The following is a 15,544-nucleotide window of genomic DNA, read 5'->3' as shown; positions in this document are numbered from 1 at the left end:
GGCGCCGTGCTCGCCACCAGCCAGCAATTGCTGCGTACCGTCGGCGAAGTGGCGCAGGTGGTGGACAACACCGCCGAGCGCGCCGGCCGCCAGCAGGAGATGACCGACATGGTCGCCACGACGGTGAACGAGATGGGCAGCACCGTGCAGGAAATCGCGCGCAACGCCGAACAGGCGGCCAGCGCCTCGCAGCAGGCGCGGGACGAAGCCGGCGAGGCGCGGCGGGTGGTCGACGGCTCACTGCAGCTCGGCCAGCGCATGTCCGGCGAGATCGGCGAGGCCGCCGGCGCGGTGGGCCAACTGGCCGACCAGGTGGCGAGTATCGACCAGGTGCTGGCGGTGATTCGCGGCGTATCCGAACAGACCAACCTGCTCGCCCTCAACGCGGCCATCGAAGCGGCGCGCGCGGGCGAGCTGGGCCGTGGCTTCGCCGTGGTGGCGGACGAGGTGCGCACCCTGGCCAGCCGTACCCAGGGTTCCACCGATGAAATCCTCGCCATCATCCAGCGCCTCAAGGACGGCGCCGACACCGCCGTGCGCTCGATGCAGTCCGGCCAGCAGGTCACCGGCCAGAGCCTGGCCGCCAGCGAACAGGCCGGCGCCTCGCTGGGCGCCATCGCCGACCAGGTGGAACGCATCAGCGATATCAACCACCAGGTCGCCACGGCCACCGAGGAGCAATCGGCGGTGACCGAGGAGATCAACCGCAACGTGCAGGGCATCGCCGACCTCGCCCACGCCACCACCCGCGAGGTGCAGCACGGCAGCGAGCAATGCCGCGAGCTGCGCGCCCTGGCCGACGACCTGGCGCGGCAGATGGCGCAATTCCGCCTGTAGGCCCCCGGCGCCGGCCTCCGCTCCGGCGCTTTTTCCCCAAAGTTATCAACAGCCTGGCGGTACATCCCGACGCACGCTTTGCCGCCGGCGACGCGCTGCGGCGTTCGATCACCGCCCCGCCGTGGTGACTATCGCGGCCTTACAGCTCACAGACTACTCACAGATTGTTCAGAGCTTTTACACCGAGTTCTCCACCGCCCCGCAATACTCGCCTGCAAGGCCCGAGCCCAGGCGCTGCGGGGACTGCATAAATCCACTGAATAATCCGACAGCCTCCGAACAGGAAAAACCGGCGAAAGTTGCCAACAGCTTTTCCACAACTTGTTCAAATAATGCTCAGCTCTCGATGGCGCTTTTGCTCAAAAATTGAGCAGGACAGCCGGAGCCACGATTCATCGGCACAAGCGGAGGCGAGCCACAGGTTATCCACAGGCGGCTCCACGGCGACTGGGGAGAAGCCTCAGGCGTCCAGCGACCCGGCCTGGATACGACCCCGGCTGAGGTCACCGAGCAGCCGTTGCAGGGCGGCGACCTGGGCGGTCGGCAGGTTCAGCGTCAGGCGTACGCCGGCGGCGCCGTAGGCCTCGTCTTCTATGACCGCGCCGAGCGCCAGCAGCCGTGCCTTGAACAGCGCGTGCTCGGCAAAACTGCACTCGAAGGTCAGCCGGCTGCTGGGCACCAGCTCCACGCGCGGCGCGTCCTGCAGGCATTTCGCCGCGCAGCCGCCGTAGGCGCGGGCCAGGCCGCCGGTGCCGAGCTTGATGCCGCCGAACCAGCGGCTGACCATGACCACCACGCGGTCCATGTCCTGCCCCTCGATGGCCACCAGCATCGGTCGTCCAGCGGTGCCGCCGGGCTCGCCGTCGTCGCTGAAGCGGTACTGGTTGCCCAGCTTCCAGGCCCAGCAGTTGTGCCCGGCGCTGGCGTCGCGGTGCGCGGCGAGGAAGGCCTGGGCCTCGGCCTCGCTGGCGATCGGCGCGGCGACGCAGTGGAAGCGGCTCTTGCGGATCTCTTCCTGGTAAAGGGCGGGCGCGGCGAGGGTGAAACTCATGCCGTCGCCGGCGGCGTCAGCCCGCAGCCCTTGAGGATGATGCGGATGAGGTTGTCGCCGGCGTCGCCGAAATCCTGTTTGGACATGCGCTTGCGGCCGGTGACGAAGGCGATCTGGGTGGCGAAGTCGGCGTAGTGCTGGGTGCTGCTCCAGATCAGGAAGATCAGGTTCACCGGATCGACCGGATCCATCTTGCCGGCGGCGATCCAGGCCTGGAACACGGCGGCGCGGCCGGCGAACCAGGCGCGGTAGTCCTGGCTGAAATGCTCGGAGAGGCATTCGCCGCCGCTGATGATTTCCATGGCGAAGACCCGCGAGGCCTGCGGGTAACGGCGGGAGAACTCCATCTTGGCGCGGATGTAGGCCGCCAGTGCGATGGCCGGGTCGTCGTCCACGGTGAGATGGTTGAAGGTGCTGTCCCACAGGTCGAGGATGTTGCTCAGCACCGCCACGTACAGTCCCAGCTTGTTGCTGAAGTAGTAGTGCAGGTTGGCCTTGGGCAGGCCGACGCGCTGGGCGATGGTGTTCATGCTGGTGCCCTTGAAGCCGTGACGGGCAAATTCCTCCTCGGCGGCGGCGAGGATGGCTTCTTCGTTCTTCTGGCGAATGCGGCCGGCGGGCTTCTCACCGTTCTGGGCGGTATGGGCGGGCACTTGGAGGGTCATGTGGCAGGTCCACGTCTACGGGGGGCGCAGCATGGATAACCCAGCCGGGGCGGGCGATTCAAGCGCTCGCCGGAGAAAAATCGGCGACGCGCCGGGGAAGGAACGCGGACCCCGCCGCCTGGCGGGGCCCGACGAGCCGTCAGAAGTGGTACTTGACCAGTGCGCTCATGGTGTTCTGGTCGGTGGTGAAGTACTGGGAATCCTTGATGCCGTACTTGTCGGACCAGTAGTCGTACTCGATACCCACGTACAGGTGCTTGGCCTCGTAGCCCATGGCCTTGCCCAGGTCGTACTTGATCTGCGGGTTGAAGTGCAGGTTGGCGTGGTAGTCGCTCTGGCCGCGCTCGCTGGAGCTGGCGTCCTTGTTGTTGACGACCCAGTCCATGAAGCCGTCGAACAGGATGTCGGAGTTGCCCACCGGGATGGTGATGGCCCACGCCGGGGTGATCTGCCAGGCACCGGACGGTACGCGGTTGCCGTCGGGCTTGCGGTAGTAGAAGTTCAGCTGGAAGTAGTCGAAGCCGGGCAGGGCCAGGTCGAAGCCCGGGCCGAGCAGGTAGGACTCGACATCGCCTTCGCCGAACTCGTAGGTGCTGGCCAGCAGCACGTCCTTGATCGGGCCGAGGGACAGGTCGGTGCCGGTGAGCTTGCCGAAGGACAGGCGCGGGCTGAACTCGCCGTAGTAGGTGTTCTTGCCGTTGACGGCGCTTTCCTTGCCGTTGTAGTTGATCTGGTCGACGAAGAACCAGATGTCGCCCCAGGTCCAGCCGCTCGCGCTCTCGAGGGTGAAGGTCTGCTGGATCGGCGGGTCTACCTTGAAGTTCTTGCCCCACAGGTAGGTCAGGCTTTCGTTGTGCCAGATCAGCGGGCCGTCGTTGACGGCCGGAGCCGGAGTCAGGTCTTCACCGCCAGCCGTGGCTTGGCCGGCCGCCAGCAGCCCGCTGGCGAACAGCAGGGATGCGAGAGTGCGAGTCATGCGTTGCTCCTAATCAGTGCAGTCGAATTACATTTTTAGTTGTCAGCGGAACCTGTCCCGTAAGTCAGGTCTGGCCTGGGAAAGCAAGATTGGCGCCAAACCTGACCGGGCGTTCCATTTTTATGTCGGATCGTCGATCGATCCGTGCTTTCTGCGTGGATCCCGCGTGGACGGCGGGCACTTCTCGACCGGCTCTGGGTCAGCCATTTCCTGACCCGGAAGACAACTTTGTCCGATTTCGAGTCGACATCACCACGTTCAGCGCAGGCATGAGCGATCGCCGGAAGAGAAATTGGATACATGACAATTTTGTGTTGAAACGAATCAAAACAAAATATGTATACAACTCTTCTGTGGGAAATCTACACAGTTGCCACCGGGAAAGGCCACGCGTTTTTCCGGGCGCGAATGATGCCAGAGGCGGCCCGGCGCCACACCTGAAGATTGCGCCAGGCCGCCGGGCGGTGCCTTACCAGACGGCGATGTGCGCGTCGGTGCGCGGCTCGGTGCCAGCGCAGAGTACGCCGCTCACCGGATCGCGCAGGACGATCTGGCCACGGCCATAGGTGGTCAGGTCATGGGCCACTTCGACGTGGTGGCCACGGCGCGTCAGCACCGCCGCCAGGCTGCGCGGCGCGTGGTATTCGATGCCCACGCGCTTGTCCCCCAGCCACTGCCAGCGCGGCGCGTCGAGCGCGGCCTGCGGGTTGAGGCCGAAATCGACCAGGTTCATCACCATCTGCACGTGCCCCTGCGGCTGCATGTAGGCGCCCATCACGCCGAACGGGCCGAGCGGCACGCCGTTCTTGCTGAGGAAGCCGGGGATGATGGTGTGGAAGGTCTTCTTGCCCGGTTTCAGGCCATTCACGTGCTGCGCATCGAGGCTGAACTCGGCGCCACGGTTCTGCAGCGCGATGCCGGTACCGGGCACCACCACGCCGGAGCCGAAGCCGTGGTAGTTGCTCTGGATGAAGGAGACCATGTTGCCCTCCTCGTCGGCGGTGGCGAGGTACACGGTGCCGCCGGACTTCGGCTTGCCCGGATGCGGCTCCAGCGCCCGCGCGCCGATCAGCGCGCGGCGGCGGGCGGCATAGTCGTCGCTGAGCAGATCGGCCACGCTGACGCGCATGCAGTCCGGCTGGCCGATGTAGGCGCGGCCGTCGGCATAGGCGAGCTTCATCGCCTCCAGTTGGCGGTGCCAGGTTTCCGGACTGTCGCGGTCGCCGAAGTCGAAGCCCTTGAGGATGTTCAGCGCCATCAGCGCCACCAGGCCCTGGCCGGCGGGCGGGATTTCCCAGACGTCGTAGCCACGGTAGTTCAGCGAGATCGGCTCGACCCAGTGTGGCTGGTAGAGCGCCAGGTCATCGGCGCGCAGATAGCCGCCACTGCGCTCGGCATGGGCGGCGAGGGTGCGCGCGAGATCGCCCCGGTAGAAGCTTTCGCACTGGCTGTCGGCGAGGGCTTGCAGGGTATCGGCCTGGGCCGGATTGGCGAAGATTTCGCCGGCGAAAGGCGCGCGGCCGTCGAGGAGGAATTCGTCGAACCAGGTCTGCAACTCGGGATGCTGCGGCCGCGCCGCGCGGAACTTGTCCAGGCCGCCCTGCCACAGGCCGGCGATCACCGGCGACACCGGGAAGCCATCGCGCGCGAGCTCGATGGCCGGCGCCAGCAGCTCGGCGAACGGCAGGCGGCCGAAGCGCCGCGACAGCTCCGCCCAGGCCGCCGGGCAGCCCGGCACGGTCACCGGAGTCCAGCCGTACAGCGGCATCTTCGAATGGCCGGCGGCCTGCACCGCCTCGATGCTCAGCTTCTGCGGCGCGTGGCCGCTGGCATCCAGGCCGTAGAGCCGGTCCTTCACCCAGACCAGGGCGAAGGCGTCACCGCCGATGCCGCAACCGGTGGGCTCGACCACGGTCAAGGCCGCTGCCGTGGCGATGGCCGCATCGATGGCGTTGCCGCCGCGCCTGAGCATGTCCAGCCCGACCTGCGCCGCCAGCGGCTGCGAGGTGGCGACCATCCCACGGCGGCCAAAGACCAGCGAGCGCTGCGAGGGATAGGGATATTCCTGGGCGGAAAAACTGAGCATCGGCGTCCTCCGGATACGGCTTGAGGCGGCAGGGTAGCCCTGCCAGACTCTGTCAGCTATCGACATACGCTCAAGATATACCGATGAAAGGACAAGCTCCCGAACTGCAACGCCTGATCCCGGTGCTCGAACGCCTGCCACGGCCGGTCTATGCCCGCGCCGAGCGGCTGCGTGCGGGCTCCTGGACCAGCAAGCACCATCACGCCTGGGTGCAACTGTCCTACGCCATTACCGGCGTGCTCGGCGTGCATACCGCCGAGGGCAGCTTCTTCGCGCCGCCGCAGCGGGCGATCTGGATTCCCGCCTACCTCGACCATGAAGTGGTGACCTCGACCCAGGCCGAAATGCGCAGCCTGTACATCCGCGACGACGCCTGCGACTGGGCCCCGGACCGCTGCCGGGTGCTGGAGGTGACGCCGCTGGCCCGCGAGCTGATCAAGAGTTTCTGCGAGCTGCCGGTGGACTATCCCCAGGGCGACAGCGCCGAGTCGCGGCTGGTGGAGGTGCTGCTGGACCAGTTGCGCACCCTGCCGGAAGTCGCCTTCTCCCTGCCGATGCCGCAGGAAGGCCGACTGCTGCAACTGTGCCAGACGCTGATCGAGCACCCCACCGACAGCCAGACCCTGGGCGACTGGGCGCAGCGCATCGGCACGTCGGAGAAGACCCTGTCGCGGCTGTTCCAGCGCGAAACCGGGATGACCTTCCGCCTCTGGCGCCAGCGCCAGCGTCTGCTCGCCTCCCTCGGCTCGCTGGAGGCCGGGGACAGCGTCACCACCGCGGCGCTGGATTGCGGGTATGACTCGACCTCGGCCTATATCGCCTCGTTCAAGGGGTTGTTCGGGTTTACACCCGGGGATCTGTTCCGGCAGCGCTGAACGCTTTTGTAGGAGCGAGCTCGCTCGCGAATCGCACAGCACGGGAACCACCGGCAGAATGCGTTCGCGAGCAAGAACCAGGCGTCCCCCTCGCTCCTACAGGCTCCTGCGTCGGCGGATTTCCGCTCACCACCCTCGCCCATCGGCATTCCTTCGCCTGCCCAAATACCCTCTCGAAACGCCGGAGCCCTTCTACCACGCGGCTTTCGCGCCTTGGCACGCTGTCTGCTATCGCCCTCGACACTGCGCCGCCCTCGCGGCGCGCCGGCGTGACGTAACCCGTAGTCCGCACGCCTGACGACAACAACGACAAGAGGAATACCCATGGATAGCGCAAGCGCCGTCTCCGCTTCTGCCGCCCCCCGTACGACTTCCCAGCGCATCAAGTCGATCTTCAGCGGCTCGGTAGGCAACCTGGTCGAGTGGTACGACTGGTACGTCTACGCCGCCTTCTCGCTGTATTTCGCCAAGGCGTTCTTCCCCCAGGGCGACATGACCGCCCAGTTGCTGAACACCGCCGCGATCTTCGCCGTGGGCTTCCTGATGCGCCCGATCGGCGGCTGGCTGATGGGCATCTACGCCGACCGCAAGGGCCGCAAGGCGGCGCTGCTGGCCTCGGTCCTGCTGATGTGCTTCGGCTCGCTGATCATCGCCCTGACCCCCAGCTATGAAACCATCGGCGTCGGCGCCCCGATCCTGCTGGTGCTCGCGCGCCTGCTGCAGGGCCTGTCGGTCGGCGGCGAATACGGCACTTCCGCTACCTACCTGAGCGAGATGGCCAACAAGGAGCAGCGCGGCTTCTTCTCCAGCTTCCAGTACGTGACCCTGATCTCCGGCCAGCTCATCGCCCTGGCGGTGCTGATCGTGCTGCAACAGACCCTGAGCGTCGAGCAGCTGGAAAGCTGGGGCTGGCGCGTGCCCTTCTTCATCGGTGCGCTGTGCGCGGTAACCGCCATGTACCTGCGTCGCGGCATGGAAGAGACCGAGTCCTTCACCACCAAGAAGGAAGAGCCCAAGGAAAGCCTGATGCGCTCGCTGATGCGCCATCCCAAGGAAGTGCTCACCGTGGTCGGCCTGACCATGGGCGGCACCCTGGCCTTCTACACCTACACCACCTACATGCAGAAGTACCTGGTGAATACGGTGGGGATGAGCAAGAGCGACTCGACCATGATCTCGGCGGCCACCCTGTTCCTGTTCATGCTGCTGCAGCCCATCGTCGGCGCACTATCGGACAAGATAGGCCGTCGTCCGATCCTGATCGCCTTCGGCGTGCTGGGCACGATCTTCACCTACCCGATCCTCAGCACCCTGCACAGCATCGACACCTGGTGGGGCGCGTTCTTCCTGATCATGGCCGCGCTGGTCATCGTCAGCGGCTACACCTCGATCAACGCCGTGGTGAAAGCCGAACTGTTCCCCACCGAGATCCGCGCCCTGGGCGTGGGGCTGCCGTACGCGCTGACCGTGTCCATCTTCGGCGGCACCGCCGAGTACGTGGCGCTGTGGTTCAAGAGCATCGGCATGGAGAGCGGCTTCTACTGGTACGTCACCGCGTGCATCGCCTGCTCGCTGCTGGTGTACGTGACCATGAAGGACACCCAGAAGCACTCGAAGATCGTCACCGACTGATTGGGCTCCTTGCCCAGGCCCCGGCGCACACTCTCCGGGGCGTTTTATCCACAAGGCCCGGCGCAATGCCGGGCCTTGTCGTTTCTGCTTTTCGTTTTTCGCTTTTCGTTTTTCGCTTTTCGTTTTTCGCTTTTCGCTTTTCGCTTTTCGCTTTTCGCTTTTCGCTTTTCGTAGGAGCGAGCTTGCTCGCGAACAGAGCTCCCCGGCCACGCTGGCGCTGGGCGGTTCGCGAGCAAGCTCGCTCCTACAGGAAGCAAATGCCCTCCCGCACTGTGGGTTATTCTTTCCCGATTCCGTCAAACCGCTGGAGGCTGCCATGACCACCCCGAAATCCGCCCTGATCATCGGCGCCTCGCGTGGCCTCGGCCTGGGCCTGGTGCGCGAGCTGCTCGGCCGAGGCTGGGACGTCACCGCAACCGTGCGCGACGCCGCCCACCCCGGCGACCTGGCCGGCCTGCCGGTGCGCGTCGAAGCGCTGCTGCTGGATGACATCCACTCCCAGGACCGCCTCGCCGAAACCCTGGCCGGCGCGCGCTTCGACCTGGTCTTCATCAACGCCGGCATCTACGGCCCGGCGCACCAGTCGGCCATCGATGCCAACCTGGCCGACATCGGCCAGCTGTTCATGGTCAACGCCGTGGCGCCGCTGCGCCTGGCCGAGCGCCTGTTGCCGCGCATCGATGGCGAGCGCGGCGTATTGGCCTTCATGACCTCGGAGCTGGGCAGCGTCGCCGGTAACGAGTCCGGCGGCATGGCGCTGTACCGCGCGAGCAAGGCGGCGCTCAATTCGCTGACCCGCAGCTTCGTCGGCGAACTGGGTGAAACCGGCCTCACCGTGCTCAACCTGCACCCCGGCTGGGTGCGCACCGACATGGGCGGCGAAGCCGCGCCGCTGGATGTTCCGACCAGCGTGAAAGGCCTCGCCGATCAGGTCGAAGGCCACGCCGGCCGTGGCGGCCAGTTCTACCTGGACTACCAGGGGACGACGATCGACTGGTGACGAACCGCCCCGATACGGCTACCATGAGCCCTCACTTGACTCCGACGTCAGGTTCTGCGAGCTAGAGCCAGGCAAGGCGGCGGTTGGCGGGAAAGCGCAGTTGACTCCAGTCAATGAGCATTTCCCGACGATCGCCAACGCCGCATGGCCGACGCGCAGCGAACCGCTCGGTAGCACCAAGCGCACCTGGATCAGCAGACAGGGTTAACACTGAGCTGGCTCTCTCAATACAGGAGCCGGCTCGCCTCACGCGGCGGCTCCGCCCAACGAGGAATCACTCATGCCTTCTACCCGTCTCTGGCTGCGCAACCCGCTCGCCGTCTTCACTGCCAACGATCAGGACGCCCGTGGCGGCATCGTCGTGCAGGACGGCCGCATCGTCGAACTGGTCGCCGCCGGCCAGCAGCCCAAGGCTCCCTGTGAGCAGACCTTCGATGCCAGCCAGCACGTACTGACTCCCGGCCTGATCAACACTCACCACCACTTCTACCAGACCCTCACCCGCGCCTGGGCGCCGGTGGTGAACCAGCCGCTGTTCCCCTGGCTGAAGACCCTCTACCCGGTGTGGGCGCGCCTGACCCCCGACCAGTTGGCGGTGGCGACCAAGGTCGCCCTGGCCGAGCTGCTGCTGTCGGGCTGCACCACCGCCGCCGACCACCACTACCTGTTCCCCGATGGCCTGGAGCAGGCCATCGACGTGCAGGCCGGCGTGGTCACCGAACTGGGCATGCGCGCCATGCTCACCCGTGGCTCCATGAGCCTGGGCGAGGCCGACGGCGGCCTGCCGCCGCAGCAGACCGTGCAGAGCGCCGAAGCCATCCTCGACGACAGCCAGCGGCTGATCCGCGAGTACCACCAGCGCGGCGACGGCGCCCAGGTGCAGATCGCCCTGGCGCCCTGCTCGCCGTTCTCGGTCACCCCGGAAATCATGCGCGCCAGCGCCGAGCTGGCCGAGCGCGAAGACGTACGCCTGCACACCCACCTCGCCGAAACCCTCGACGAGGAAGACTTCTGCCTGCAGCGCTTCGGCCAGCGCACCGTGGACTACCTGGACAGCGTCGGCTGGCTCGGCTCGCGCACCTGGCTGGCCCACGGCATCCACTTCAACGACGAGGAAATCCGTCGCCTGGGCGAAGCCGGCACCGGCGTCTGCCACTGCCCCAGCTCGAACATGCGCCTGGCCTCGGGCATCTGCCCGACCGTGGCCCTGGAAGAAGCCGGCGCGCCGGTGGGCATCGGCGTGGACGGCTCGGCCTCCAACGACGCCTCCAACATGATCCTCGAAGCCCGCCAGGCCCTGTACATCCAGCGCCTGCGCTATGGCGCCGAACAGATCACCCCGGAACGCGCGCTGGGCTGGGCCACCAAGGGTTCGGCCAGGCTCATCGGCCGCAGCGACATCGGCGAACTGGCGGTGGGCAAGCAGGCGGACCTGGCGCTGTTCAAGCTCGACGAACTGCGCTTCTCCGGCAGCCACGATCCGCTGTCGGCACTGCTGCTGTGCGGCGCCGACAAGGCCGACCGGATCATGATCGGCGGCACCTGGCGGGTCATCGACGGCGAAGTCGAAGGCCTCGACCTCAAGCGCCTGATCGCCGACCACACCCAGGCCGCGCGCAAGCTGCTCGGCACGCTCTAAGGCGAAAATGGTGAGGCGCGGGGGAACGGTTGGCGGATGGGGCGCCGACCGTTCCCCCGCGCCTCATTGCCCTTTTAGAAAGGTCGGCTGCCACTCAGGCTGATTCGCTTGAGGCGCCGCCGCTCGCTGGCCGGGAACGCGTTGCGCGCATGCAGCGTGGCCTGGTTGTCCCACCAGACGATATCGCCCACTTCCCACCGGTGCGTGTAGCTCAGCTCCGGCCGCTGCAGGTGCTCGCGCAACCGCTCGATCAGCACCGCGCCCTGCTGCGGATCATGGCCGGGGATTTCCACCTCGGTGTGCACCGAGAGGAACAGCACGCGCCTGCCGCTTTCCGGATGGGTGCGCACCAGCGGGTGCTCGGTGCCCTGGATCGGCTCGATGTCCGGCGTGCGGTAACGCACGAAGTGGCCGTTGTAGCCGCCGCTCTTCAGGCGAATGAACGGGTTGTAGTTGATCAGGCGCAGCGGGTCGATCTCGGCGCGGGTCGCCTCGTCCAGCGTCGCGTAGGCACGAGCCAGGTTGGTGAACAGGGTTTCGCCGCCGGTCCTGGGCACCTCCAGCGCGTAGAGGAAGGAGCCGGAAGACGGCACCGGCGTCCACTGGTGATCGACGTGGGCCGGCAGGGCGAAGTTGCCCAGCTCGCCGTCGCCGGTATTGGCCACCCTGACGATGTCCGGCGCCTTGCCGTCGGCGCCGGAGGACAGCACCGGCACGTCCGCCGGCGGCTGGAACACCGCGCCGAACAGAGTGGCGAAGCGCAGGTACTGCTCGTCGTCGAGCTGCTGGTGCTTGAAGATCAGGATGTGGTGGTCGCGGTGGGCCTGCCTGATCGCCAGGATCTGCTCCGGGGTCAGCGGCTCGCGGGCGTCCAGGCCGCGCACTTCGGCGCCCAGCGGGGCGTCGAGGGGGACGATGGCGAAGGGTTCGGGGGTGGGTTGCCTGAGGGCGGCGGATTGGCTCATGGGTACGTTCCTGTAAGTGCGTGCCGTGCGGCCCTCACCCCAACCCTCTCCCAAGGGGAGAGGGAGTAGTCCAGTGCGACGGAATATCCCGCTGCATCGGACGGCCCCCTCTCCCTCTGGGAGAGGGTTGGGGTGAGGGGCTCTGGGTGAAGCGTCAGACCTTCTTGATCGTCCGGCTGCGCTGCCCGTCCACGCCCACCGGCACGTCGCCGGCCAGGGTCACGCGGCGCACGATGCGCGGTTGGGTGCCGTAGTCGTCCACGGCATAGTGCTGGGTCGCGCGGTTGTCCCAGATCGCCACGTCGCCCGACTGCCAGCGCCAGCGCACGGTGTTCTCCAGGCGGGTGACGTGGCTCTGCAGCACCGCGAAGAGGTGCGCCGAGTCGTGCTGCGACAGTCCCTTGAGGCGTTTGACGAAGTGCCCCAGCAGCAGCGTCCGCTCGCCGCTGACCGGGTGTACCCGCACCACCGGGTGCTCGGTCTCGTAGAGGGTCGAGGTGAACACCTTGCGGTATTCCTCCAGGCGTGCCGGGTCGGCGTTCGGGCGGATGCCGGCGTAGTCGTACTCGTTGCTGTGCACCGCCCAGAGCGAATCGGCCAGCACTTTCAGTTCCGGCGTCAGGTCGTCGTAGGCGGTCGCGGTGTTCGCCCACACGGTGTCGCCACCGGCCTCGGGCGCCTCCACATTGCGCAGGATCGAAGCCTTGGGATAGGCCTCGACGAAGGTCACGTCGGTGTGCCAGGAGTTGGCGCGTCGGCCCTGGGCGCCGTCCAGCTCCAGCAGGTAACGGGTGCCCTCCTCCACCGGCACGGTAGGGTGCGCCACCGGATCGCCGAGCCGTTGGGCGAAGGCTTCCTGGCCCGCGTCGTCGAGCTGTCCCTGGCCTCGGAAGAAGATCACCTTGTGCTGCACCAGGGCGGCCTGGATCGCCTCGACAGTGGCGGCGTCGAGATCGCCGGAAAGGGTCACGCCACGGATTTCGGCGCCGATGCGGCCGGCCACCGGATGGATGTCGAGTTCGATGCGCTGTTGCGGTATGGCGTGTGCTGCGTTGCTCATGTCGAAGTCCTCTTGCTGTGGCAATGGAGCCGCGCGCTCGGGCGCGGCGGATGGGGATCAGAAGTCGTAACGAAGCGAGGCCCCCAGCGTGCGCGGCTGCCCCACCGAGGCGGTGTAGGAGCCGTTGATGCTGGCGAAGGCAGCCAGGTAGTAGTCCTTGTCGAAGGCGTTCTTCAGCCACACCGAGGCGTCCAGCTGGCCGTCGCCGAGGTCCTTGCGCAGGCCGACGGAGAAGTTCGCCAGGCCGTAGCCGTCGATCTTCGAGAGATCGGAGTTGTCCAGCGTGCCCTCGGCCTCGGAGCGGTAGGCGTAGCTGCCGGTCAGGTAGGGGCGGATGCCGTCGTCGAGGTTCCAGGCATATTCGCCATTGAGGTTGGCGATCCACTTCGAGGCGCCCACCACGTTCTCCCCGGTGAGGTCGCAAGTGGCCGGCGCGCCGGGTTTAGTGGAAATCTCCGCCGGGCACGGGGCGTCCTTGAACGACAGGTAGGTGACGTCGTTGTAGGAGCCGTTGAAGTTCAGCGTCAGGCCGCGTAGCGGCAGCGCCGTGGCTTCGAACTCCAGGCCGCGCGAGCGCACGCTGCCGGCGTTGGAGAGCACCGAGACCAGTTGGGTCGAGCCCGGCGGCTGGTACAGGGTGGTCGCCTGGTAGCCGTGGATGCCGGTCCAGAAGAGGTTGGTATTGAGCTGCAGGCGGTTGTCGAACAGGGTCGACTTGATCCCCAGCTCGGCATCGTTGGCGCGCTCCGGGCCGACCAGCAGCGAGTCCGCCCCGGCGGTCGGTGCGCTGGCCACGGCCAGATTCACCCCGCCGGACTTCTCGCCGTGGGACAGCGAGGCGTAGCCGAGCAGATCGTTGTCGAACTGGTAGCTCAGGCTGAGCAGCGCCGAGGGCGAGAAGTTGTACAGGCTGAGGTCGCCGGAATCGTAGGCGCCCAGCTGGTTGCGCCGTACCACCGCGCCGACGCCGGCCACCGTCGCGCCGCCCACCGGGGCGAAGCGTTCGACCTTGGCGGCCTTTTCCTCATAGGTGCCGCGCAGGCCGGCGGTGAAGTCCAGCCTGTCGGTGAGGTGCCAGGTGCCCTGGGAGAACAGCGCGAAGCTGTCGGTCTCGATCTTGCCGTTGGCCTTGGAGTAGGTGTTGTTCAGCGCGTTGAGGTTGGTGCCCAGCAGGTACTGGTCGGCCAGCGGGCCGTAGTCGGTAAAGGTCTTGTTGCCCAGGTTCTGGTTGAACGCATAGGCGCCGAGCACGTAGTCGAAGGCGCCGCCGGTGGGCGAGGCCAGGCGGATCTCCTGGGAGAACTGGCGGTCGTGGACTTCCACGCCGGTGTTGTTGATCGCCGAGACATCGAGCTGCTCGTCGTTGGCCGGGGTGAAGTGCCAGTAGCGGTAGGCGCTGATGGAGGTCAGCTTGAAGCCGCCATCGAGGTTCCAGTTGGCCTCCACCGAGCTGCCGCCCTGGTGCACGCTGACGTTCTGCCGGCCGTTGATGTTGACCTTCTTGCGGTCCGGATCGCGGATCGGCGAGGCACCCACGGCGGCGGCGCGCTGCCAGAAGCGGTCGGTGGCGCCGTACACCACCATGCTGCCGTTGCTGGAATCCTCCTCGTTGTAGTCGTTGATCCAGCGCAGGTCGAAGTCCTCGCTGGGCTTGAACAACAACTGGCCACGGATGCCCTGGCGCGCGCCGCCGTTGAGGTCGTTGTCGTCGTAGACGTTCCTGATGTAACCGTCGTCGCGGGTGCGGTAGGCCGACACGCGCCCGGCCAGGGTCTCGGTCAGCGCGCCGGAGACCGTGCCCTTGCCCTGGAAGTAGCCGTTTTGGCCGCCGGACACCTCGACGCTGCGCTCGGGGCTGAAGGTCGGCGCGCGGGTGCTGATGTTCAGCACACCGGCGGTGGTGTTCTTGCCGAACAGCGTGCCCTGCGGGCCGCGCAGCAGTTCCAGCTGCTCGATGTCCAGCAGGTCGAACACCGCCATGCCGGGGCGGCCGAGGTAGACGTTGTCCAGGTAGACCCCGGCGCTGCCTTCCAGGCCGTCGCTGGCCGGGTTGTTGCCGATGCCGCGCACCGCGATGCTCGACTGGCGCGCATGGATGAAGGCGACGTTGACGCTCGGCAGCACCTGCTGCAGGTCCTGCACCTTGTAGATGCGCTGGCTTTCCAGGGTCTCGCCGCCGAGCACGGTGATCGGCGTCGGCACCTTCTGCGAGTCTTCCTCGCGGCGGCGGGCGGTGACGGTGACCTTGCCCAGGGTGGCGTCGGCCTTGGCGGGCTCGGCCTTGGTGGCGGTGGCGGCAGGCGTCGCGGTGGTAGCGTCCTCGTCCTGCTCGTCGGCGAGGACCGGCAGCGCGCCGCCGAGGGCCAGCAGCAGGACGACGGCGTAGTCCGGCGCGCGCAGCCGGCGCGGGGCGATGGAGGGGAAATGCTGTCTCGAACTCATGGGGTATTCCTTGGGCGACCGCGAAAACGCGCGGGCAACAGGGGGCCGCACCGCGTCGGCGCGGCGAACGGCAGCTCAGTGATTCGGGATGACGCCGCGTCAGGGCGGCGGGGCGCTCAGCGGCAGCGTGGACAGCCGCAGCAACGGCACATTCGGTAAGGCGGGCGGCTCAAGGCATGCATCGGGCGGCTCCTGGTCTCGTACATATTCTTATTTCTTAAAAGAATAGATTTAAGTTTTATTCTTCATTGACGGAATAAGAGCTTGCATTTAAAACCAGCGCATCCCCTGCGGCAAATGCCTTTGCCCACTATTT

General features: G+C 66.7%; 12 protein-coding genes. 5 read left to right on the top strand and 7 right to left on the bottom strand.

Annotation, left to right across the window (positions count from 1 at the left end; genetic code table 11):
• Positions 1–99 precede the first annotated feature (99 nt).
• Complete coding sequence (locus H681_RS27160; RefSeq protein ID WP_442961269.1) at positions 100–837, top strand: methyl-accepting chemotaxis protein; 738 nt, start codon at positions 100–102, stop codon at positions 835–837.
• Between the two features lie 460 nt (positions 838–1,297).
• On the opposite strand, the gene H681_RS00895 is transcribed toward H681_RS27160, so the two are convergent.
• The 4 genes from H681_RS00895 to H681_RS00880 form a co-directional block, all read right to left on the bottom strand.
• Complete coding sequence (locus H681_RS00895; RefSeq protein WP_015474951.1) at positions 1,298–1,888, bottom strand: IMPACT family protein; 591 nt, start codon at positions 1,886–1,888, stop codon at positions 1,298–1,300.
• The gene (locus tag H681_RS00890) at positions 1,885–2,553 is read right to left on the bottom strand and encodes a TetR/AcrR family transcriptional regulator (RefSeq protein ID WP_015474950.1); all 669 of its coding nucleotides are present in this window, start codon (positions 2,551–2,553) and stop codon (positions 1,885–1,887) included. Before H681_RS00890 ends, H681_RS00895 begins: the two co-directional genes overlap by 4 nt.
• A 139-nt stretch (positions 2,554–2,692) precedes the next feature.
• Positions 2,693–3,529: an outer membrane protein OmpK gene (locus H681_RS00885; protein ID WP_015474949.1), complete on the bottom strand. Its 837-nt coding sequence runs from the start codon at positions 3,527–3,529 to the stop codon at positions 2,693–2,695.
• Between the two features lie 469 nt (positions 3,530–3,998).
• Positions 3,999–5,615, bottom strand: a complete 1,617-nt coding sequence (locus tag H681_RS00880) for a gamma-glutamyltransferase family protein (RefSeq protein ID WP_015474948.1) — start codon at positions 5,613–5,615, stop codon at positions 3,999–4,001.
• A 77-nt stretch (positions 5,616–5,692) separates the two neighbouring features.
• Between H681_RS00880 and H681_RS00875 the strand changes: the two genes are divergently transcribed.
• From H681_RS00875 to H681_RS00860, 4 genes are all read left to right on the top strand, one after another.
• The gene (locus tag H681_RS00875; RefSeq protein WP_086009585.1) at positions 5,693–6,490 is read left to right on the top strand and encodes an AraC family transcriptional regulator; all 798 of its coding nucleotides are present in this window, start codon (positions 5,693–5,695) and stop codon (positions 6,488–6,490) included.
• 324 nt (positions 6,491–6,814) lie between these two features.
• Positions 6,815–8,122, top strand: a complete 1,308-nt coding sequence (locus H681_RS00870) for an MFS transporter (RefSeq protein WP_015474946.1) — start codon at positions 6,815–6,817, stop codon at positions 8,120–8,122.
• A gap of 316 nt (positions 8,123–8,438) precedes the next feature.
• Positions 8,439–9,122 (top strand): SDR family oxidoreductase, encoded by a 684-nt coding sequence (locus H681_RS00865; RefSeq protein ID WP_015474945.1) that lies wholly within the window; start codon positions 8,439–8,441, stop codon positions 9,120–9,122.
• A 280-nt stretch (positions 9,123–9,402) separates the two neighbouring features.
• Positions 9,403–10,761, top strand: coding sequence for an 8-oxoguanine deaminase (locus H681_RS00860; RefSeq protein ID WP_015474944.1), 1,359 nt, complete (start codon positions 9,403–9,405; stop codon positions 10,759–10,761).
• Between the two features lie 74 nt (positions 10,762–10,835).
• Here the strand turns inward: H681_RS00860 and H681_RS00855 are convergent, their stop codons facing one another.
• The 3 genes from H681_RS00855 to H681_RS00845 all read right to left on the bottom strand — a co-directional run bounded on the left by H681_RS00855 (position 10,836) and on the right by H681_RS00845 (position 15,228).
• Positions 10,836–11,726, bottom strand: coding sequence for a TauD/TfdA dioxygenase family protein (locus H681_RS00855; RefSeq protein ID WP_015474943.1), 891 nt, complete (start codon positions 11,724–11,726; stop codon positions 10,836–10,838).
• Positions 11,727–11,880: 154 nt separating this feature from the next.
• Positions 11,881–12,786: a TauD/TfdA dioxygenase family protein gene (locus H681_RS00850; protein WP_015474942.1), complete on the bottom strand. Its 906-nt coding sequence runs from the start codon at positions 12,784–12,786 to the stop codon at positions 11,881–11,883.
• A gap of 57 nt (positions 12,787–12,843) precedes the next feature.
• Positions 12,844–15,228: a TonB-dependent receptor gene (locus tag H681_RS00845; protein WP_015474941.1), complete on the bottom strand. Its 2,385-nt coding sequence runs from the start codon at positions 15,226–15,228 to the stop codon at positions 12,844–12,846.
• Positions 15,229–15,544: the final 316 nt, after the last annotated feature.

It is taken from the genome of Pseudomonas sp. ATCC 13867 (assembly GCF_000349845.1).
Classification (GTDB): domain Bacteria; phylum Pseudomonadota; class Gammaproteobacteria; order Pseudomonadales; family Pseudomonadaceae; genus Pseudomonas.
The sequence above is the reverse complement of the archived record's forward strand: the minus strand, read 5'-3'. Positions and strand labels throughout refer to the sequence as shown.